This window comes from Streptomyces sp. NPDC001933 (genome assembly GCF_042890955.1).
In the GTDB taxonomy this organism is placed as follows: domain Bacteria; phylum Actinomycetota; class Actinomycetes; order Streptomycetales; family Streptomycetaceae; genus Streptomyces.
Genome location: NZ_JBIASS010000004.1, coordinates 258382 through 277494 on the forward strand (window position 1 = coordinate 258382; position 19113 = coordinate 277494).

At 72.6% G+C, this 19113-nt stretch carries 17 protein-coding genes and 2 pseudogenes; 13 read left to right on the forward strand and 6 right to left on the reverse strand.

Annotation, left to right across the window (positions count from 1 at the left end; genetic code table 11):
* Positions 1-15 precede the first annotated feature (15 nt).
* The gene (locus ACFYY7_RS12235) at positions 16-747 is read right to left on the reverse strand and encodes a flavodoxin family protein (protein WP_388660384.1); all 732 of its coding nucleotides are present in this window, start codon (positions 745-747) and stop codon (positions 16-18) included.
* A gap of 186 nt (positions 748-933) precedes the next feature.
* Here ACFYY7_RS12235 and ACFYY7_RS12240 point away from each other — a divergent pair, with 186 nt between their 5' ends.
* Genes ACFYY7_RS12240 through ACFYY7_RS12250 form a run of 3 tightly spaced genes read left to right on the forward strand, consistent with a single transcriptional unit; the run spans position 934 to position 3232 of the window.
* Entirely contained in the window at positions 934-1611 is a 678-nt protein-coding gene (locus tag ACFYY7_RS12240; RefSeq protein WP_388660386.1) for an ABC transporter permease, read from the forward strand.
* Positions 1608-2285 carry an ABC transporter permease gene (locus ACFYY7_RS12245; RefSeq protein ID WP_388661090.1) on the forward strand — a complete coding sequence of 226 codons (678 nt, stop codon included), beginning with the start codon at positions 1608-1610 and terminating at the stop codon, positions 2283-2285. The genes ACFYY7_RS12240 and ACFYY7_RS12245 overlap by 4 nt, the downstream gene beginning before the upstream one ends.
* Positions 2282-3232, forward strand: coding sequence for an ABC transporter substrate-binding protein (locus tag ACFYY7_RS12250; protein ID WP_388660389.1), 951 nt, complete (start codon positions 2282-2284; stop codon positions 3230-3232). The genes ACFYY7_RS12245 and ACFYY7_RS12250 overlap by 4 nt, the downstream gene beginning before the upstream one ends.
* 55 nt (positions 3233-3287) lie before the next feature.
* Here the strand turns inward: ACFYY7_RS12250 and ACFYY7_RS12255 are convergent, their stop codons facing one another.
* Positions 3288-4262, reverse strand: a complete 975-nt coding sequence (locus ACFYY7_RS12255; protein WP_388660391.1) for an acetylxylan esterase — start codon at positions 4260-4262, stop codon at positions 3288-3290.
* Positions 4263-4414: 152 nt separating this feature from the next.
* Here ACFYY7_RS12255 and ACFYY7_RS12260 point away from each other — a divergent pair, with 152 nt between their 5' ends.
* The 3 genes and pseudogenes from ACFYY7_RS12260 to ACFYY7_RS12270 all read left to right on the forward strand — a co-directional run bounded on the left by ACFYY7_RS12260 (position 4415) and on the right by ACFYY7_RS12270 (position 6415).
* Positions 4415-5521: a LacI family DNA-binding transcriptional regulator gene (locus tag ACFYY7_RS12260; protein ID WP_388660394.1), complete on the forward strand. Its 1107-nt coding sequence runs from the start codon at positions 4415-4417 to the stop codon at positions 5519-5521.
* 45 nt (positions 5522-5566) lie between these two features.
* A pseudogene (locus tag ACFYY7_RS12265) lies at positions 5567-5986 on the forward strand (FAD-dependent oxidoreductase); the annotation flags it as partial.
* A 153-nt stretch (positions 5987-6139) separates the two neighbouring features.
* Positions 6140-6415: a DUF2087 domain-containing protein gene (locus ACFYY7_RS12270; protein WP_388660396.1), complete on the forward strand. Its 276-nt coding sequence runs from the start codon at positions 6140-6142 to the stop codon at positions 6413-6415.
* A 21-nt stretch (positions 6416-6436) separates the two neighbouring features.
* On the opposite strand, the gene ACFYY7_RS12275 is transcribed toward ACFYY7_RS12270, so the two are convergent.
* Entirely contained in the window at positions 6437-7600 is a 1164-nt protein-coding gene (locus ACFYY7_RS12275; protein WP_388660399.1) for an ABC transporter ATP-binding protein, read from the reverse strand.
* Between the two features lie 106 nt (positions 7601-7706).
* Between ACFYY7_RS12275 and ACFYY7_RS12280 the strand changes: the two genes are divergently transcribed.
* Positions 7707-8999 (forward strand): alpha/beta fold hydrolase, encoded by a 1293-nt coding sequence (locus ACFYY7_RS12280; protein WP_388660402.1) that lies wholly within the window; start codon positions 7707-7709, stop codon positions 8997-8999.
* 57 nt (positions 9000-9056) lie between these two features.
* Here ACFYY7_RS12280 and ACFYY7_RS12285 read toward each other — a convergent pair whose 3' ends face one another.
* A complete protein-coding gene (locus ACFYY7_RS12285; RefSeq protein WP_388660405.1) occupies positions 9057-9629 on the reverse strand; it encodes a rhodanese-like domain-containing protein in 573 nt (190 codons plus the stop codon).
* Positions 9630-9755: 126 nt separating this feature from the next.
* Here ACFYY7_RS12285 and ACFYY7_RS12290 point away from each other — a divergent pair, with 126 nt between their 5' ends.
* Positions 9756-10034: a metal-sensitive transcriptional regulator gene (locus ACFYY7_RS12290; RefSeq protein ID WP_266727223.1), complete on the forward strand. Its 279-nt coding sequence runs from the start codon at positions 9756-9758 to the stop codon at positions 10032-10034.
* A gap of 24 nt (positions 10035-10058) precedes the next feature.
* Here the strand turns inward: ACFYY7_RS12290 and ACFYY7_RS12295 are convergent.
* Together ACFYY7_RS12295 and ACFYY7_RS12300 are read right to left on the reverse strand one after the other, a co-directional pair.
* Positions 10059-10225: pseudogene (locus ACFYY7_RS12295) on the reverse strand (sulfite exporter TauE/SafE family protein); the annotation flags it as partial.
* Positions 10226-10298: 73 nt separating this feature from the next.
* Positions 10299-11684 (reverse strand): rhodanese-like domain-containing protein, encoded by a 1386-nt coding sequence (locus tag ACFYY7_RS12300; RefSeq protein WP_388660408.1) that lies wholly within the window; start codon positions 11682-11684, stop codon positions 10299-10301.
* Between the two features lie 198 nt (positions 11685-11882).
* Between ACFYY7_RS12300 and ACFYY7_RS12305 the strand changes: the two genes are divergently transcribed.
* The 5 genes from ACFYY7_RS12305 to ACFYY7_RS12325 all read left to right on the forward strand — a co-directional run bounded on the left by ACFYY7_RS12305 (position 11883) and on the right by ACFYY7_RS12325 (position 19003).
* Entirely contained in the window at positions 11883-12614 is a 732-nt protein-coding gene (locus ACFYY7_RS12305; RefSeq protein WP_388660410.1) for a PIG-L deacetylase family protein, read from the forward strand.
* A 195-nt stretch (positions 12615-12809) separates the two neighbouring features.
* On the forward strand, positions 12810-15494 hold the full coding sequence (locus ACFYY7_RS12310; protein ID WP_388660413.1) for a beta-N-acetylglucosaminidase domain-containing protein: 2685 nt from the start codon (positions 12810-12812) through the stop codon (positions 15492-15494).
* Between the two features lie 229 nt (positions 15495-15723).
* Entirely contained in the window at positions 15724-16692 is a 969-nt protein-coding gene (locus tag ACFYY7_RS12315; protein WP_388660416.1) for an NADPH:quinone oxidoreductase family protein, read from the forward strand.
* Positions 16689-17876, forward strand: coding sequence for an acyl-CoA dehydrogenase family protein (locus tag ACFYY7_RS12320; protein ID WP_388660419.1), 1188 nt, complete (start codon positions 16689-16691; stop codon positions 17874-17876). Before ACFYY7_RS12315 ends, ACFYY7_RS12320 begins: the two co-directional genes overlap by 4 nt.
* Positions 17873-19003 carry an acyl-CoA dehydrogenase family protein gene (locus tag ACFYY7_RS12325; protein WP_388660422.1) on the forward strand — a complete coding sequence of 377 codons (1131 nt, stop codon included), beginning with the start codon at positions 17873-17875 and terminating at the stop codon, positions 19001-19003. Before ACFYY7_RS12320 ends, ACFYY7_RS12325 begins: the two co-directional genes overlap by 4 nt.
* Positions 19004-19113: the final 110 nt, after the last annotated feature.

Consider the following 19113-nt stretch of genomic DNA (forward strand, 5'->3'; position numbering starts at 1 on the left):
GCGGCCGGGGCACGGTCAGCGGTGCTCCGGATTGGGAGCGTCCGCACGGCAGCCCGCTTCCCACGCCGAGCGCTGATTGCCATGGGCCGGGATGCCGCCCGCACGCTTCAGCATCGCGGCGAGGTGCATCAGGTTCCAGGCCATGAACGAGGTGTTGCGGTTGGTGAAGTCGTTCTCCGGACCACCCGACCCCGGGTCCAGGTACGAGGGGCCGGGCCCCGCCTCCCCGATCCAGCCCGCGTCGGCCTGCGGAGGGATCGTGTAGCCCAGGTGCTGGAGGCTGTAGAGCAGGTTCATGGCACAGTGCTTGACCCCGTCCTCGTTCCCGGTGATCAGACAGCCGCCGGCCCGGCCGTAGTACGCGTACTGGTCCTTGGCGTTGAGGATGCTGGAACAGGCGTAGAGGCGCTCGACGACCCGTTTCATCACCGAGCTGTTGTCGCCCAGCCAGATGGGCCCGCACAGCACCAGGATGTCGGCCGCCATCACCTTCTCGTACAGTCCGGGCCAGGCGTCCCGCTCCCAGCCGTGCTCCCGCATGTCCGGCCAGACGCCCGTCGCGATGTCGTGGTCGACGGCCCGGACCACCTCGGTGCCGACACCGTGCCCCTCCATCACCGCACGGCTGCGGTCGATCAGCCCCTCCGTGTTGCTGACCTCCGGGGAGCGCTTGAGGGTGCAGTTGACGTACAGCGCACGCAGGTCGTCGAAGCGGTAGGCGTCGTCGGAAGGTCCGGACGGCGGCATGCGGGGCTCCTTGGCAGGCACGGGGAACGCGGGATGTGGACCCGGTCTACCGTCAGCTCCGGCCGTACCGGGCGGTAGACGCGCCGACACCCCCCGTACGCAGCAAGTCCGGCCCCGGGACCAGAGCGCCCCCGGACAGCCGATCAGGACGCGCGCCCGCGCCGCCCCGCGCGCTCCAATGGACGGGTGACCGTGCCCCCGGACGACTGCCTGGCGCGCAACGAGTGGCTCTGCGGGGCCTACCTCTCCAGCCGTCGCGAGATCCTCTGGGACGCCGTCGTGGAGCACCTCCAGCTCACCGCGGTCTCCGTACTCATCGGGCTGGCGCTCGCCGTTCCGCTCGCCCTGGTGGCACGCCACCGACGCTGGGCGGCGGGCCCGGTGCTCGGTGTGACGACCGTCCTCTACACCGTGCCGTCGCTCGCCATGTTCTCGCTGCTGCTGCCGGTGTACGGACTCTCCGCCTCGCTCGTCGTCGCCGGGCTCGTGCTCTACTCGCTCACCCTTCTCGTACGGAACATCCTCGCCGGACTGCGCGCCGTGCCCGAGGAGACCTTGCAGGCCGCACGCGGGATGGGATACGGCCCGCTGCGGCTGCTGCTCGCCGTGGAACTGCCCCTCGCGCTGCCCGCGGCCATGGCCGGACTGCGGATCGCGACCGTCTCCGCCGTCTCCCTGGTCACGGTCGGCGCGCTCGTCGGCTACGGCGGGCTCGGCAATCTCATCTACTCCGGGATGAACACCTACTTCAAGGCCCAGGTGCTCACCGCGTCCGTCCTCTGCGTCGTGATCGCCGTCGCCGCCGACCTGCTGCTCCTGCTCGCACAGCGGGTGCTCACCCCATGGACCAGGAGGCAGTCGTGAAAACCCTCGCCGACGCCTGGTCCTGGCTCACCACCTCCGCCAACTGGTCCGGCGACGGAGGCATCTGGCACCGGCTGGGACAGCACATCTTCCTCACCGTCGTCTGCCTGCTCATCAGCTGCCTGATCGCGCTGCCCGTCGCCCTGGTCCTCGGCCATCTCGGCAAGGGCGGCGCACTGGCCGTCAACATCTCCAACATCGGCCGGGCCGTGCCCACCTTCGCCGTGCTGGTACTGCTCCTGCTCACACCGATCGGCGGGCACGGCGAATGGCCCACCATCATCGCCCTCGTCCTCTTCGCCGTACCGCCGCTGCTCACCAACGCCTACGTCGGCATGCGGGAGGTCGACCGCGACATCGTGCGCGCGGCCAAGGGCATGGGCATGACGGGCAGACAGCTGATGCTGGGTGTCGAGGTGCCGCTCGCCCTGCCGCTGATCCTCACCGGAGTACGGATCGCCGCCGTCCAGCTCGTCGCGACCGCCACCCTCGCGGCACTGGCCGGCGGCGGTGGCCTCGGCCGGATCATCACGGCGGGCTTCAACCTCGCCTCCACGGCACAGGTCGTCGCCGGGGCGGTGCTCGTCGCGGTCTTCGCGCTGATCGTCGAAGGGCTCTTCGAAGCGGGCAGGCTGCTCGTCCCGGGCCGGCTCGGCGGCGGAGGGTCCGGATGAGGCCGGCAGCCGCCCTCCTCGTACTGCTGGTGCTGCTCCCGGCGGCCGCCTGCACCACCGGCCCCTCGCTGGAGAACCAGGGCGAGATCACCGCACCGCCGGGCGACAGCAGACACCTCACCATCGGCTCCGCGGGCTTCACCGAGAGCGATCTGCTCGCCCAGATGTACGCGCTGCTGCTGGACCGGGCCGGCTACTCCACGAAGATCATCTCCGTCACCAACCGGGAGATCTACGAACCGGCGCTGGAGAGCGGCCAGATCGACGTCGTTCCGGAGTACGCCGCGACCTTCGCCGACTGGCTGAACGCCAAGAAGAACGGCGCCGACGCCGCCCCGGCCGGTTCGCCCGACCTCGCTGCCACCATGAAGGCGCTGCGCGCCCTGGCCGAACCCCGTGGCCTCACCGTTCTCGATCCCGGGCGAGCCGTCGACCAGAACGCCTTCGCGGTCGCCGGCCGGTACGCGGCCGAGCACCACCTGAAGACACTGAGCGACCTGGGCCGGTCCGGGCTGCCCGTACGGCTGGCCGCCGGCGACGAATGCGTACAGCGCCCCTACTGCGCACCCGGGCTGAAGAAGACGTACGGCATCCGCATCACCGCCGTGGACCCCAAGGGTGTCGGCACCACCCAGGCCAAACAGGCCGTCCAGAAGGGCCGGGACCAGATGGTGCTGACCACCACGACCGACGCCACGCTCGACGACTTCGGGCTCGTCCTGCTCGCCGACGACCGGCACCTCCAGAACGCCGACTACCTCGTCCCCGTCGTCAACCGGTCCCGGGCGGGCAGCGAAGGCGTCCGCACGGCACTGGGCAGGCTCAACACCGTACTGACCACCGCCGACCTGGCCCGGCTCGACGAGCAGGTCGACAGCTGGCGGCGGCTGCCCGAGGGCGTGGCGCGCAACTACCTGGAGTCCAAGGGCCTCGTCCCGCGCGGCTGACCGGCGTGGAACACCGCCGCGGACCACCGTCGTGGCCGGCCGCCGCCCCGCGCGGTCAGGCCCGCAGCCTCCCCGGCAGCCAGCCCAGCTGCACGGCCTCCTGGAACGGCCCGCCGCCCTCGTGGTCGTTGAAGTCGTAGACCTCGATGGTCTTGTCCGGGTGGGCGTAGGCGTTGAAGGCGGCGAAGACGGTCGAGGGCGGGCAGGTCATGTCCTCCAGGGCGGTCGAGAACAGCGCCGGCGCCCGCCCGCGCGCCGCGAAGTGCACCCCGTCGAAGTAGGACAGCGTGGCCCTCGCCCCATCGGCCCGGCCGCGGTGTGTCTTGAGGTAGTTGCCCACCTCGCGGTACGGGGTCCGGTCGGTGACGGTGAGGGCGCGGGGGAAGTCGCAAAGGAACGGGACGTCCGGCGCGATCGCCACCAGGTCGGGTATCAGCCCGCCCACGGCGAGGGTGATGCCGCCGCCCTGGCTCTCGCCGATGGCCGCGGTGCGCGCCGCGTCGGCCAGCGGATGCGAACGCGCCGCCTCCACCGCCCGCACCGCGTCGGTGAACACCCGCCGGTAGTAGTAGGACTCAGGGTCCTCGATGCCCCGGGTCATGAAACCGGGGTACGCCGGGGCACTGCCCACCGGGTCCGGGGTGTCGCCGACGAGCCAGCCGCTGCCCTGGCCCCGGGTGTCCATCACGAAGTGGGCGAATCCGGCCGAGGCCCAGAGCAGATGGGTGTGCGCCAGGCCCCGCCCGCCGCCGTAACCGATGAACTCGACCACAACCGGCAGCGGCTCCGTGGTGCCCGCCGGGAGGACGAACCAGCCCTTGACCGGATGACCGCCGAAGCCCGCGAACGTCACGTCGTACACGTCCACGGTGGACAGCCCGGTGCCGGTGCGCGGCTCGAAACGGGCGTCGAGGTCGTGGGACCGGGCCTCGTCCAGCGTCTTCGTCCAGAACGCGTCGAAGTCCTCCGGCTCGACCGAACCGCTGCGGTACTCACGCAGCCGGTCGAGCGGCAGATCGAACAGGGACATGTGGGACCGCCTTCTTCGCGGGGATGGTTGATCACACCGTACGGGGGTGTGCGGCGAAGAAGTTGTGCCCGCCCCCTTGACCGGCGTCAGGCCGACCCTCACAGTACTCGTCAATGCGCATTAGTAATACGCATTAATCGATGTGAGGAGCCATGGTGGAGGAACCCAGGAAGCGGGCCAGGCCCGGCCGTTCACCCGCACCGGCGGGCCGCACGGCCCGTCCGCGCCAGGCGGAGGTCGCACGGCTCGCCGGAGTCTCGCAGGCCACGGTCTCGCTGGTGCTCGCGGACAAGAGACAGGGGCCCGCGATCTCGGAGGAGACCCGGCAGAAGGTCCTGGAGGCGGCCCGCACCCTCGGATACGTCCCCGACCCGGCGGCCCGCAGGCTCGCGGCGGCGCGCAACAACCTGCTGGGCGTGTTCAGCTTCACCGCGACGTTCCCCACCGATGTGCAGCACTCGTACTACCCGTTCCTGGTGGGCGTGGAGCGCGAGGCCGCGGAGCGCGGCTACGACCTGGTGCTGTTCACGGGGTCGAGCACCGGCGGCGCGGGGGCCGCCGGGCCCGACGCGCTGAACCGGGTCCGCCTCGCCGACGGCTGCCTCTTCCTCGGCCGCCACGCACCGGCCGAGGAGCTGGGGCGGCTGGTCGCCGACGGCTTCCCGGTGGTCCACCTCGGCCGCCGGGACGAGCCGGAGGGCCTGCACTGGGTCGGCGCCGACTACGTGAGCGCCGCCCGCGAGGTCGTCGGCCACCTCGCCGGCCTCGGGCACCGCCGGATGGTGCTGATCCGCGAGGACGACGAGGCGCCCGCCTCCACCGACCGCGAACACGGCTTCCGCGAGGGGCTCGCGGCGGCCGGCCTGGCCGGACCCGGGACCGTCTTCCGTTCCGCGGACCCGGAGCGAGACCTCACCCCCGAGCGGCTGCGGAGCTGGCTCGCCGACGGCGTCACCGCGTTCGTCGCCGAGGAGACCGACACCTCAGCCCCCTGGCGCGCCCTGCGGCGGGCAGTCACCGACACCGGGACCGACTACCCGCGCGACGCCTCGCTGGCGCTGCTCGGCAGCCCGCCCGCCGACCTCGCGGACGGACCCGAACCCACCGGTTTCGACATCCCCCGCACCCGGCTCGGCGCGGCCGCCGTGCGCATGCTCGCCGCACTGGTCGCGGGGGAGGAGGCCACCGAACCCCTGGTCGCCTGCGCCTTCCGGCCGGGCGCCACCTCGGGCCCGCCACCCGTCACCGAAGACTGGTGACCGACCGCAACACCCGTACGTGTGTGTGGCTCAAGGAGACCCTTGATGCCCGAACCGGACGTCCTCGTCGTGGGCGCCGGACTGGGCGGCGTCGCCGCCGCGCTCGCCGCCCGCCGCGCCGGACGCACCGTCGTCCTCACCGAGGAGACCGACTGGATCGGCGGCCAGCTCACCGAGGCGCGCGGCGAGTTCGACGAACCGCACGCCCCCGAACAGGCCCAGCCGCTCAACCCCGGATTCCCCGGACTACGGATCCGCCCCGACATCACCGGCACCGAAGACGGCCTGGCCAAGGCCCCGTACGTACGCGAGTCCCGCCGGATCAAGGCCGTCACCATCGTCACCGAGCAGGACGTGTCGATCGACATCGTCGGCCCGCACGGCGGAACACGCCACCGGGACGCGGTCGGTGTCGGCAGCTACCGCATTGATCTGCACCCCTCCACCGGAGGCGACAACTGCATCGGTCCGCACCCTGCCCCACATCTGGGCCGTCGCCCTTCGGCGGCTTCTGCGTGACGGCCGCCACGTACCTCTGATCCGGGGGCGTTCACCCGCTCCCGCGGGCGGGCAGAAAAACCGTTGCCCGCGGGGCGGGTGCCTGCGATCCTCCTCCCCATGCCAGACAACGAAACAAGCGGCTCGCGCCAGGTCGAGGCGCTCTTCTCGCACGGCCGCCTGACGGCGATCCCCCGCAAGACGGCCCGCCGGGAGCAGTTGCTCGTCCACCTCTCCGAGACCCTCTTCGAGCGGGACCGGAGCTACACGGAGCGAGAGGTCAACGAGGCCCTGCTCACGGTGCACGACGACTGCTCGGCGCTGCGCCGCTACCTGGTCGTCGCCGGCCTGCTGGTCAGGCCCAAGGACGGCAGCAGCTACCGGCGCGGGCGGTAGCACCGGCCGCGCCCGTACGTCCTACGCGTCCGCGACCGAGTCGAAGGGCACCTCGCCCCGGGCCACGCCCCGCGCGTCCGCGTCGACCGAGCGGCGCAGCGCCTCGTGGAGCTTGGCCGGTGTCAGCACGCCGAGGAACCGCGAACCGTCCAGTACCGCGACCCACCCCGCGTCGTGCTGGAGCATCTCGCTGAACGCTTGCTTCAGCGGGGCGCCGACCGGCACCCAGGCATCCATCCTGCGGGCCAGTTCGCCGACCGTGCCGTGCCCGCCCGCGATGCGCAGCGCGTCCGCCGCCACCCAGCCGTGCAGATCGCCCTCGCCGTTCAGCACCACCGCCCAGCGGGCCCCCGTGGCGCCGAGCCGGGCCGCCGCCGCGCCGGCCGGCTCGTCCAGCCGGGCGACCGGCGGCTCCTGAAGGTCCTCCGGCTCGATCTCGGTGACCGAGAGCCGCTTCAGGCCCCGGTCGGCGCCGACGAACCGTGCCACGTACGGGGTCGCGGGAGCCCCGAGCACGGCGGCCGGGGTGTCGAACTGCTCGATGCGCCCCGCCCCGTACACCGCGATCCGGTCGCCCATCCGGACCGCCTCCTCGATGTCATGGGTGACCATCAGGACCGTCTTGCGGACCGTCGCCTGCAGGCTCAGGAACTCGTTCTGCAGCCGCTCGCGCACCACCGGGTCGACCGCGCCGAACGGCTCGTCCATCAGCAGCACCGGCGGATCCGCTGCCAACGCCCTTGCCACGCCCACTCGTTGGCGCTGACCGCCGGAGAGCTGCGCGGGGTAGCGGGAACCGTAGGTCTTCGGATCGAGGCCCACCAGATCCAGCAGCTCGGCCGCCCGCTCCCGGGCCCGCGCCCGTTTCCAGCCGACCAGGGCCGGCACGGTCGCCGTGTTGTCGAGGACCGTGCGGTGCGGGAAGAGACCGACCTGCTGGATGACGTAGCCGATCCGGCGACGCAGTTTCACCGGGTCGACACCGGAGATGTCCTCGCCGCCGACGAGGATCCGGCCCGACGACGGTTCGATCAGCCGGTTCACCATCATCATCGTGGTCGTCTTGCCGCAGCCGGACGGCCCGACGAGGGTGACCAGTTCCCCCTCGGCGACCTCGAAGGAGAGCCCGTCGACCGCGCTCGTGCCGTCCGGATACACCTTGCCGACCTGCTCGAACCGGATCATGCCTGCACGGTAGGAGCCGTCCGGGCAGCGCGCACACGGGCCGCGACCGTCCGTGTCGGTGCCGTGTGCTGAACTGTCCGTGGCACATCTGATTCAGGAGCACCTTGTGAACAGCTACCGGCACCCCGGCATCGTATTCACCGACCGCTATTTCGCGGTCCCGCTCGACCACAGCGATCCGAGTGGCGAGCAGATCGAAGTCTTCGGCAGGGAGGCCGTGGCGAGCGGCCGGGCCGATGAGGAGCTGCCCTGGCTGGTGTACCTGGAGGGCGGTCCCGGCTTCGGTGCGCGGCGCTTCATCGGCACGGAGGCCTGGCTGGGGCGGGCCGTGCAGGAGTTCAGGGTGCTGCTGCTCGACCAGCGCGGCACCGGCCTCTCCACCCCCGCCAACCGGCAGACCCTGCCGCTGCGCGGCGGCCCGCGCGAGCAGGCCGACTACCTCACCCACTTCCGGGCCGACAGCATCGTGCGCGACTGCGAGCTGATCCGCCCGCAGCTGACCGGCGGCGAACCCTGGACGGTCCTTGGCCAGTCCTTCGGCGGCTTCTGCGCCGTCCGCTATCTGTCGGCCGCCCCCGAAGGGCTCAGGACCGTCCTGATCACCGGCGGGCTGCCCTCCCTCGACGCGCACGCCGACGACGTGTACCGGGCCGCCTACCCGCGGATCGAGCGCAAGAACGCCGCGCACTACGCCCGCTATCCGCAGGACGTCGAGCGCGCCCGGGAGATCACCGCCCATCTGCTGGAGCACCCCACCGACAGCGCCCACCGCCTGACGGCCGAAGGGTTCCAGTCCCTCGGCATCATGCTCGGCGGCGGCAGCGGCAGCCACCAGCTGCACTACCTGCTGGAGAACGCCTTCGTCCGCACTCCGCACGGCACCGAGCTCTCCGACACCTTCCAGGAGGCCGTGCGCACGGCCTCCTCGTTCGCCGGGCACCCGCTGTACGCCCTGCTGCACGAGGCGATCTACGGGCAGGACGAGCGGCCCACCGGCTGGTCCGCCGAGCGGGTCCGTGGTGAATTCCCGCAGTTCGACGCGGCCGAGGCGCTCAAGGGCGACGGCCCGGTGCTCTTCACCGGTGAGAGCATCCACCCCTGGCACTTCGAGGTGGACCCGGCGCTGCGCCCGCTGCGCGAGACCGCCGAACTGCTGGCCGCCCGCACCGACTGGGCGCCGCTGTACGACCCCGAGCGCCTGGCGGCCAATCAGGTGCCGGTCGCGGCGGCCGTCTATCACGACGACATGTACGTCGACACGGCACACGCGCTGCGCACGGCGGCGTCGATCCGGGGACTGCGCACCTGGGTGACCGACGAGTACGAGCACGACGGGCTGCGCGCCGGCGGACCGCGGGTGCTGGACCGGCTGCTGGCCCTGGTCCGGGACGAAGTCTGACCGTGTCCGTGAGCGGAAGGAGCCGGCCGGCTCCTCCCGCTCACGGCACCGCGGGTGTCAGTTCTGAAGGGCGTGCAGCGTTTCGTCCAGGCCGGCGCCCGAGCGCGGGGCCCGGTTGTACGGAAGCTTCGACAGGGCCGCAGCCATGCCGCAGGTGTTGGTCACGGCGGAGAACACCAGGCCGGAGCCGATACCGGCGGAGATCCAGCGGGCTGCCGGGAACCGCACCCCGGCGAGCAGGCCGGCCACCACGAGCGAACCGGCGGCGAGCCGGACCTGACGCTCCATGGGCCAGGTCGCGCGGGCCCCGGCGGGGTGGTCGAGATCGCGTCCCTCGCCCGCCCAGGCCGAGGTGCCACCGGTGAGCGTCATGGCGTCGATGTCGGCGGCGGCGAGGATGTCGCAGGCCCGGGTGGAGCGGACGCCGGAGGCGCACACCATCAGCAGCGAGCTGCGGGCGGCGGCGGACTTCAGCGCGGGCACGGCCTCGGAGAGGCGGTCCAGCGGGATGTTCAGCGCACCGGGCACATGCCCGGAGGCGTACTCGCCGGGGGCCCGCACATCGATCACGGTGAACTCCGCGAGACGGGCCGCGGCCTGGGCGGGGGAGAGGGAGACGGGGCTGGTCACGAGCAGTGTTTCCTTTCGTTCACCGGGGATCGGGAGGGACTCGGTCCGTCCCAGGTCCTGTCCGGCGGATCAGGCCCTGCCCCGGTCGGGCTAGAATACCCCTCGGGGTATCAGGAGGAGGATGTTGTGGAACTCGACATGGCGGCCGACGAACTGAAGTCGGTCCTCAACCGCCTTCGCCGCGCGCAGGGCCAGCTCGCCGGGGTCATCAGGATGATCGAGGAGGGCCGGGACTGCGAGGACGTGATCACGCAGATGGCGGCTGTGTCCCGGGCGCTCGACCGGGCCGGTTTCGCGATCATCGCGACGGGCCTTCAGCACTGCATGGCCGACGGCGGCAGTGAGCCGGAGGACCGGGACCGGATGCGGTCACGGCTGGAGAAGCTCTTTCTCTCACTGGCCTGAGCCGGCCGGGGGCGACGCCGTGGTTCATGCCACCGCGTCGACGATCATGAACGCGGCCACCGCCAGCAGGGCCACGCCGAAGATCCGTCGCAGGGCGGCCGTGGACACCTTCGGGGCGATCGCCGCCCGTCCCAGGCGCCGAGCACCGCCGTCGCCGTGAACGGGGCGATGGTCGCCCAGTCCAGCGCGGTGGGCGTGGCGAGCCGGGTGCGCCGAGCGCCAGTCCGACCACCGCACCGGCGACCAGCGCCACGATCAGCGCGCTCACGCCGCGGAGGGCGCGGTCACGGGGGCGGCGACACCGAGGCCGGCCTCCGCCGCCGCGCCGAAGCCGTCGTCGACGGCCACCACCTCGCGCCCCGCCGCGTCCAGCATCGACGCGGCGATCGCTGCCCGCGCCCCGCCCGCGCAGTGCACCCACACGAGGCCCGGAGGCACCTCGGCGAGCCGCCGGGGCAGCTCGTGGAGCGGAATGTGCACCGCGCCGGCTATCGCACCACCGAGGTGCTCGGTGTTGCGGCGCACGTCGAGGACCACCGGGTCCTCGCCGCGCTCCCGGGCGGCCGCCAGGCCCGCGAAGTCGGACCTGGCGAAGGACCGGAGCTCCGTCGCCGGGGCCGCCCAGTCCTCGGGGCCGCCGGTGGCCGCGGCGGCCGGGCGGTCCAGCCCGACGCGGGACAGTTCCCGCTGTGCGTTGGCGATCTCGGCGGCGGTGCCCGCCAGCAGGGTGACCGGCTTGCCCCACGGGATCAGCCAGGCCAGGTACGTGGCGAGCGGGCCGTCGCCCTCGAAGTTGAACGATCCGGCGATATGTCCCTGGGCGAAGGCCACCCGGCTGCGCAGGTCCACCACCCACTCGCCCGCGGCCAGTCGCCGGGAGATCTCTCCGGCGTCGGCGGGGCCGGGTGGGGTCAGGTCGAGCGGAGCGGGCCCCGCGGCATTGGCCGGGCCCATGTGCGCGTAGTACGCGGGGATGTCGTCGAGGCCGGCGAGCAGCTCCGCGACGAAGGTGTCCACGTCCTTGACCAGGGCGTCGTTCCGGCGGCGCTCGTCGCCGATCGTCGTGGCCGACCCCTCGGCCTGCGAGGACGAACAGAAGCTGCCGAAGCCGTGCGTGGGCAGCACGGGCACCTCGTCCGCGAGCTCGTCGGCGAGGCGGTGCACGGAGGCGTGCTGGGCGCGGGCCAGTTCGGCGGTGAGCCGGGGCTCCACCAGATCGGGCCGGCCCACACTGCCGATCAGCAGCGAGCCGCCGGTGAAGGCGGCCACGTCGCGGCCCTCCTCCACCAGCACGTACGAGGTGTGGTGCGGGGTGTGCCCGGGGGTGGCGAGCGCACGCAGCGCGAGGCCGTCGTCGACCTCGGCGATGTCGCCGTCCGCGACCGGCACCCGGGCGAAGGAGACCTCCGCGGCGGCGGGCACCAGGTAGCGCGCCCCCGTGACCCGCGCCAGCTCCAGGCCACCGGTCACGTAGTCGTTGTGCAGATGCGTCTCCACCACCAGGGCGATCCGCACGCCGCGCCGGGCAGCGGCGGCGATGACCCGGTCGATGTCGCGCGGCGGGTCCACGACGACGGCGGCCCGCCGGCCGCCCGCCAGATAGCCGCGGTTGCCGAGGCCCGCTGTCTCGATGGTGTCGACGAAGAACACGACACGGCTCCTTCCGTGATGCTTTACCCCGGGGGGTATCTCTGAATCAGGCTAACACCAATACCCCAGGGGGTATTTCTCGCCCTGGGTGAGACGTGCGCTACGTCGGGGGCATCCGGGGAACGCGGGGGGTCGTTGATCGGCGGCGGTCGGGGCCTGTCCGGTGGATCGGGGCCGGACAGGTCCTAAGCTGCCGACATGACGGAGCAGCTCGAACCCATGCCCGCGGACTGGCTGCGCGCCCTGGCCGTGGTCGCGCACCCCGATGACCTGGAGTACGGCTGCGCGGCGGCGATCGCGGGCTGGACCGACGAGGGCCGCGAGGTCTCCTACCTCCTCGCCACCCGCGGTGAGGCCGGCATCGACCGGCTGCGGCCGGAGGAATGCGCACCGCTGCGCGAGCGCGAGCAGCGGGCGAGCGCCGCCGTCGTCGGCGTCCGCGAGGTGGAGTTCCTGGACCACCGCGACGGCGTGATCGAGTACGGCCTCCCGCTGCGCCGGGACATCGCCGCCGCCATCCGCAAGTACCGTCCCGAGCTGGTCATCACGCTCAACCACCGGGACACCTGGGGTGGCGTCACCTGGAACACCCCTGATCACCGGGCGGTCGGCCGCGCCACCCTGGATGCCGCCGCCGACGCGGGCAATCGTTGGATCTTTCCGGAACTCGCGGAGTCGGGACTCCGGCCGTGGAACGGGGTGCGGTGGGTCGCGGTCGCCGGGTCGAACGCGCCCACCCACGCCGTCGACGCGACGGTCGGGCTGGAGCGCTCGGTGCAGTCGCTGCTGGCGCACCGCTCGTACATCGAAGGGCTCACGGACGAGGACCCCGAGGCGTACTGCCGTACCTTCCTGACCGGTCACGCGCGGGCCGAGGGCGAGCGCTTCGGCGGCCGCCCGGCCGTCACCTTCGAACTCTTCACCCACTGATTCCGGTCCGGATCCGCTCGGTGTTCCGGCTGCGAATGTTCGATGTCGCGCATATTCGGGTACCGCCTCGGAAGACAAAGTCGCAGGTCCACGACTCGATGTTGTCCAGACCATTGACATGCAAGCGCCACGATGTTGAATTCGGTCTTGTTCTGCTGCGCGACTCCGGTGACTTGAGTGATCAATGGAGGACCTGTGACGCCTCGCCCACCCCGCCTCGCCGCGCTCGGCACGGCGGCGACCCTGCTCGTCGGCGGTCTGCTGACTGCCGTGCCGCCCGCCCAGGCGGCCGGCGGCGCCCGCGCCGCCACCCCGGCGAAGGCCGCGGACGACCGGCCGGCCCCGGCCATCACGCCGACCCCGCAGTCCGTGAAGCCCCGGCCCGACCGGATCACCATCAGTCCGACCGTCACTCTGGTGGCGGGCGATACCTCCGACGAGTCCGCCATGCAGGTCGTGGAGAGCGCGCTGCGCCGGGCCGGTGCCCAGCGTGTCGTACGCGCCGACAGACCCGCCCGGAACGGTCTCACCGTCCATGTCGGTGACTCCGCCGCGCTCGCCGCGCAGCGGATCGACGGTCCGGCCGCGCTGCCCGCCGACGGCTATGTGCTCGGCATCGGCGCCGGTCGCATCGTCCTCGCGGGCAAGGACACCACGGGTACGTACTACGCCGCGCAGACGCTTCGTCAGGTCCTGCCGGACGCCGGGCATCCGGGGGCGAAGGTCGCCGGGCTCGCGGTGCGCGACTGGCCGGGCACCGCGCTGCGCGGTGTCATCGAGGGCTTCTACGGCACCCCGTGGTCGCACGAGGCCCGGCTCGATCAGCTCGACTACTACGGCGAGCACAAGATGAACATCTATGTGTACTCGCCGAAGGACGACGCGTACCTCCGCGCGAAGTGGCGCGACGCCTACCCGGCCGGCCAGCTGGATCGGATCAAGGAGCTCGCCGACCGGGCCGCGCGGCGCCATGTGGAGTTCACCTACGCGCTCTCGCCGGGGCTCTCCGTCTGCTACAGCTCGGAAGCCGACGCGAAGGCGCTGGTCGACAAGTTCCAGACCATCTGGGACATCGGGGTACGCACCTTCGCCGTGCCGCTCGACGACATCAGCTACACCGACTGGAACTGCGCCGAGGACAAGGCGAAGTGGGGGACCGGCGGCGGCGCCGCGGGTGCGGCGCAGGCGTATCTGCTCAACCGGGTCAACAAGGAGTTCATCGCCACCCACCCGGGCGCCCAGCCGCTCCAGATGGTCCCGACCGAGTACTACAACGTCTCCGCCTCGCCGTACAAGAAGGCGCTGTCCGAGCAGCTCGACCCCAATGTCCTGGTCGAGTGGACGGGCGTCGGCGTCGTCGCGCCGACCATGACCGTCGCCCAGGCGGAGGCCGCCCGCACCGTCTTCAACCACCCGATCCTGACCTGGGACAACTACCCGGTCAACGACTACGCGACGAACCGGCTGCTGCTCGGCCCGTTCAGCGGGCGGGAGAAGGGGCTGCCCGGCAAGCTGGCCGGGATCACGGCGAACCCGATGATCCAGCCGTACGCCTCGAAGATCGCGCTGTACACCGTCGCCGACTACGCGTGGAACGACGCCGCGTACGACCCCCGCGCCTCGTGGGGCAAGGGGCTGAAGGAGTACGCGGGCGGCGACCCGCGCACGCAGAAGGCGCTGCGGGCGTTCGCCGACGTGAACTACAGCTCGGCCCTCAACAAGGGCCAGGCACCTGAACTGGCGGCGGAGTTCGCCCGCTACTGGAAGTCCGGTGACGCCACCCGGCTCGCCTCGGTGCTCGGCGGACTCGGTGCGGCCCCCGGGCGGCTGCGCGACGGCCTTCCGGACCGTGGCTTCGTCGCCGACGCCGGACCCTGGCTGGATGCCACCGGGTCCTGGGCCACCGCGGCCCGCACCGCCCTTCGCATGGTCGAGGCGGCACGCGCCGGAAAGGGCGCGCAGGCCTGGGAGCTGCGGCAGCAGCTGCCCGCGCAGGTCACCGAGGCGAAGTCCTTCACGTACACCGGGCTCGACGGGCGCAAGGTGCCGGTCCTCGTCGGCGACGGCGTCCTGGACCGGTTCATCGACGCGGCGAACGCCGAGCACGACCGGATCCTCGGTGTGAACGGCAGGCCCACGGCCTCGACGAACCTGGGCACGTACCAGACCAACTCCGCCGCCCGGATGCTAGACGGCGACGACTCCACCTACTTCTGGAGCGACGGGGCGCCCGCCGCGGGGGACACGGTCACCGTGGACCTCGGCCGGGTCCGCGACATCGGCTCCGTCGCCCTCGCGATGGGCAAGCCCGGCAGCACCGAGGACTACCTCCACCAGGGGGTGCTGGAGTACTCCGCCGACGGGCAGAGCTGGCAGCAGCTCACCGCCTTCTCCCAGAAGCCTGACGTCACCGCGACCGCACCCGCCGGGACGAAGGCGCGCTACGTGCGGGCACGGGCGACCGCGGGCCAGGACAACTGGCTCGTCGTACGGGAGTTCAGCATCCCGACGGACGAGGGCGCCGTGACCGGAGGCCCGCCCGCCGCGGCCGGTTCCTCGCTGCGCGCGGCCTCCGACGGGGACCCGGGCACCGTCTACCGGGCGGCCCGTGCCCCGGAGGCCGGGGAGACGCTGGAACTCGGGCTCCTTGCCGCGCGTGCCGTGCCCTCCGTCACCGTCCTCCAGCCGGCCGGGTCCGAGGGCCGCGCCGACATCCAACTGCGGGGGACCGACGGAACCTGGCAGACCGTCGGCAAGCTCGACGGCCCGTACACCCGACTCGACACGGCCGGCCGCACGGCCGACGCGGTGCGGCTCGTCTGGCACACCGGGTCGGCGGCACCGCAGATCGCCGATGTGGTGGTGGCCGGCCAGGACTGAGGCACGCTCCCGGTAGCCCCGCCGCCCGGAGCCGTCCCGCACCTGGAACCGCCCGGCACCTGGAACCGTCCCGCGCCCGGTGCGGCCCGAACCTCTTCGGGCCGCACCGGGCGCACCCATGTCCGGGTCCGGCCGAAACCGGCACCGGCAGGTTGTTCCCAGAGGGGCAAGCAACCGCTTAGTATGCGCCGGAGCAGTGGTAATGCCGACAGTGTTGTGGAGGCCCCTCATGCAGGCATGGCGAGTGCACCGGAACGGCGAGCCGAGCGAGGTGATGCGGCTGGAGGAGACGGACCGGCCGGCGCCCGGCGACGGGCAGGTGCTCATCGAGGTGCTCGCGGCGGACATCAACTTCCCCGACGCGCTGCTCTGCCGCGGCCATTACCAGGTGCGGCCGCCGCTGCCGTTCACCCCCGGCGTGGAGATCTGCGGCCGGACGGCGGACGGGCGGCGGGTGCTGGCCACCCCCGCCCTGCCGAACGGCGGGTTCGCCGAGTACGTCGTCGCCGACGAGGCGGCACTGCTGCCCGCCCCGGACGCCCTGGACGACGCCGAGGCCGCCGCCCTGCACATCGGCTACCAGACCGGGTGGTTCGGCCTGCACCGCAGGGCGCGGCTCCGGGCGGGCGAGACCCTCCTGGTCCACGCGGCGGCCGGCGGCGTCGGCAGCGCCGCCGTCCAGCTCGGCAAGGCCGCCGGAGCCACCGTCATCGGTGTGGTCGGCGGCCCCGAGAAGGCGAAGACCGCCACCGGGCTCGGCTGCGACCTGGTCATCGACCGCCACAGCGAGGACATCGTCGCCGCGGTCAAGGAAGCAACCGGGGGACGCGGTGCCGACGTGGTGTACGACCCGGTCGGCGGCGACGCCTACGCCAAGTCCGTGAAGTGCATCGCCTTCGAGGGCCGGGTGATCGTCGTCGGCTTCGCGAGCGGCGTCATCCCCACCCCGGCGCTGAACCACGCGCTCGTCAAGAACTACTCGATCACCGGACTCCACTGGGGCCTGTACAACACCAAGGACCCGGCCGCAGTCCGCGCCTGCCACGACGAACTCACCCGGCTCGCCGCGCAGGGCGTCATCAAGCCGCTGATCAGCGAACGCGTCGGGCTGGCCGGGGCCGCGGCCGCCGTCCAGCGGGTCGCCGACGGCACCAGCACCGGCCGGATCGTCGTCCTCCCGTCAGGAGCCGCCCGATGACCGCACCCGACGCGGCCGGACTGCGCCGCCGCACCCAGGACCTGCTCGCCGCGCACCCTCCGGCCACCACCGGCCGCACCGAATTCCTCAAGGCCCGCTTCGACGCCGGACTGGCCTGGGTGCACTACCCGGCCGGCCTCGGCGGCCTCGACACGCCACGCTCCCTGCAACCCGTCGTCGACGCCGAACTCGCCGCGGCGGGCGCCCCCGACAACGATCCGCGCCGGATCGGGATCGGCCTCGGCATGGCCGCCCCCACCGTCCTCGGCTTCGGCACCGACGAGCAGAAGCAGCGCTTCCTGCGGCCGCTCTGGGTCGGCGAGGAGGTCTGGTGCCAGCTCTTCAGCGAACCGGGCGCAGGCTCCGACCTCGCGGCCCTCGGCACCCGCGCCGTCCGCGACGGCGAGGACTGGGTGGTCGACGGCCAGAAGGTCTGGACGTCCAGCGCCCACCTGGCCCGCTGGGCGATCCTCATCGCCCGCACCGACCCGGACCTGCCCAAGCACCGCGGCATCAGCTACTTCATCTGCGACATGACCGACCCCGGCGTCGAGGTGCGGCCGCTGCGCCAGATCACCGGCGAGGCCGAGTTCAACGAGGTCTTCCTGACCGGCGTACGCATCCCCGACAGCAGGCGCCTCGGCCCGGTCGGCGAGGGCTGGAAGGTCGCGCAGACCACGCTGATGAACGAGCGGGTCTCCATCGGCGGGGCACGCGTCCCGCGCGAGGGAGGCATGATCGGCCCGGTCGCCCGCACCTGGCGCGAACGCCCCGAACTGCGCACCCACGACCTCCACCAGCGGCTGCTGACCCTCTGGGTCGAGGCCGAGGTGGCCAGGCTCACCGGCACCCGGCTGCGCCAGCAGCTCGTCGCCGGACAGCCCGGCCCCGAAGGCTCCGGAATGAAGCTCGCCTTCGCCCGGCTCAACCAGGAGATCAGTGGCCTGGAGGTCGAACTGCTCGGCGAGGAAGGGATGTTGTACAGCGACTGGACCATGCGCAGGCCGGAGCTGGTCGACTTCACCGGCCGGGACGCCGGCTACCGCTATCTCCGCTCCAAGGGCAACTCCATCGAGGGCGGCACCAGCGAGGTGCTGCTCAACATCGTTGCCGAGCGCGTACTCGGTCTGCCGGCCGAGCCGCGCAACGACAAGGACGTCCCCTGGAAGGACCTGGCCCGATGACCGCACCGACCGACGAGACCCCGACACCCGATCTGCTGTACTCGGAGGCCGAGGAGGACCTGCGGGCAGCGGTCCGCTCGCTGCTCGCCGACCGGAGCGACGCGCCGACGGTGCTCGCCCGGGTCGAGTCCGACACGCCGTACGACCCGCAGCTCTGGAAGGCCCTCGCGGCGGACATCGGCGCCGCCGGGCTGCTGGTGCCGGAGGAGCTCGGCGGGCAGGGCGCGGGCCATCGCGAGGCCGCGGTGGTGCTGGAGGAGCTGGGCCGCGGTGTCACTCCCGCGCCCTATCTGACCAGTGCGGTCGTCGCCACGGAGATCCTGCTCGCGCTGTCCGTGCGGGAGGGGCCGGCCACCAGCCTCCTCGGTGAGCTGGCTGCCGGGCGCAGGGTCGCTGTGCTCGCCGCGCCGTTCGCCGCCGGGCGCCCCGGCGGCGCGCAGCCGGTCGCGGTGGTCGCCGACACGCTGGAGGGCACGGTGACCGGCGTCGCCGACGCGGCCGCCGCCGATGTGCTGCTGGTGCCCACGACCGACGGCCTGTACGCGGTCGAGCCGGGCGCCGAGGGGGTCGCTGTCGAGCCGCTCGTACCGCTCGACCTGACCCGCCCGCTGGCCACCGTCACCCTTCGCGGGGCGGCCGGGACCCGGCTGGCCGACGGCGCGTCCGCCGTCGACGCCGTGCGCCGGGGCCTGCTGGCAGGCGCCGGACTGCTCGCCTCGGAGCAGCTCGGACTCGCCGAGTGGTGCCTGACCGAGACGGTCCGGTACACCCGGGAACGGCACCAGTTCAACCGGCCGGTCGGCTCGTTCCAGGCGCTCAAGCACCGCATGGCGCAGCTCTGGCTGGAGGTCGTGTCGGCCCGCGCCGCCGCCCGCAACGCCGCGGACGCCCTGGCGAGCGGCAGCCCCGACGCGCCGTTGGCGGTGGCCGTCGCGCAGGCGTACTGCTCCCGGGTCGCCGTGCGTGCCGCCGAGGAGTGCGTCCAGCTGCACGGCGGCATCGGGATGACCTGGGAGCACCCGGCGCACCTGTACCTGAAGCGGGCCAAGGCCGACTCGGTCGCGTACGGCACCGCCGGACAGCACCGCGCGACCGTCGCCGAGCTCGTGGAGCTGCCCGCACCGTAACGGCAGGAGAGGCAACCATCCGCGGAACTGCGGGACTTGGAGCGGAGGCGCGTGAAGAAGCGCCTCCGCTTCCGCTGTTTCCCGTCAGGCGGGGTACCGCGCACCCCTTT

Bases quoted from the DNA above. Each gene is read 5' to 3' on its own strand.
- ACFYY7_RS12235 (WP_388660384.1), bottom strand. From the start codon at position 747: ATGCCGCCGTCCGGACCTTCCGACGACGCCTACCGCTTCGACGACCTG.
- ACFYY7_RS12250 (WP_388660389.1), top strand. From the start codon at position 2,282: ATGAGGCCGGCAGCCGCCCTCCTCGTACTGCTGGTGCTGCTCCCGGCG.
- ACFYY7_RS12255 (WP_388660391.1), bottom strand. From the start codon at position 4,262: ATGTCCCTGTTCGATCTGCCGCTCGACCGGCTGCGTGAGTACCGCAGC.
- ACFYY7_RS12260 (WP_388660394.1), top strand. From the start codon at position 4,415: ATGGTGGAGGAACCCAGGAAGCGGGCCAGGCCCGGCCGTTCACCCGCA.
- ACFYY7_RS12270 (WP_388660396.1), top strand. From the start codon at position 6,140: ATGCCAGACAACGAAACAAGCGGCTCGCGCCAGGTCGAGGCGCTCTTC.
- ACFYY7_RS12275 (WP_388660399.1), bottom strand. From the start codon at position 7,600: ATGATCCGGTTCGAGCAGGTCGGCAAGGTGTATCCGGACGGCACGAGC.
- ACFYY7_RS12305 (WP_388660410.1), top strand. From the start codon at position 11,883: ATGACGGAGCAGCTCGAACCCATGCCCGCGGACTGGCTGCGCGCCCTG.
- ACFYY7_RS12315 (WP_388660416.1), top strand. From the start codon at position 15,724: ATGCAGGCATGGCGAGTGCACCGGAACGGCGAGCCGAGCGAGGTGATG.
- ACFYY7_RS12320 (WP_388660419.1), top strand. From the start codon at position 16,689: ATGACCGCACCCGACGCGGCCGGACTGCGCCGCCGCACCCAGGACCTG.
- ACFYY7_RS12325 (WP_388660422.1), top strand. From the start codon at position 17,873: ATGACCGCACCGACCGACGAGACCCCGACACCCGATCTGCTGTACTCG.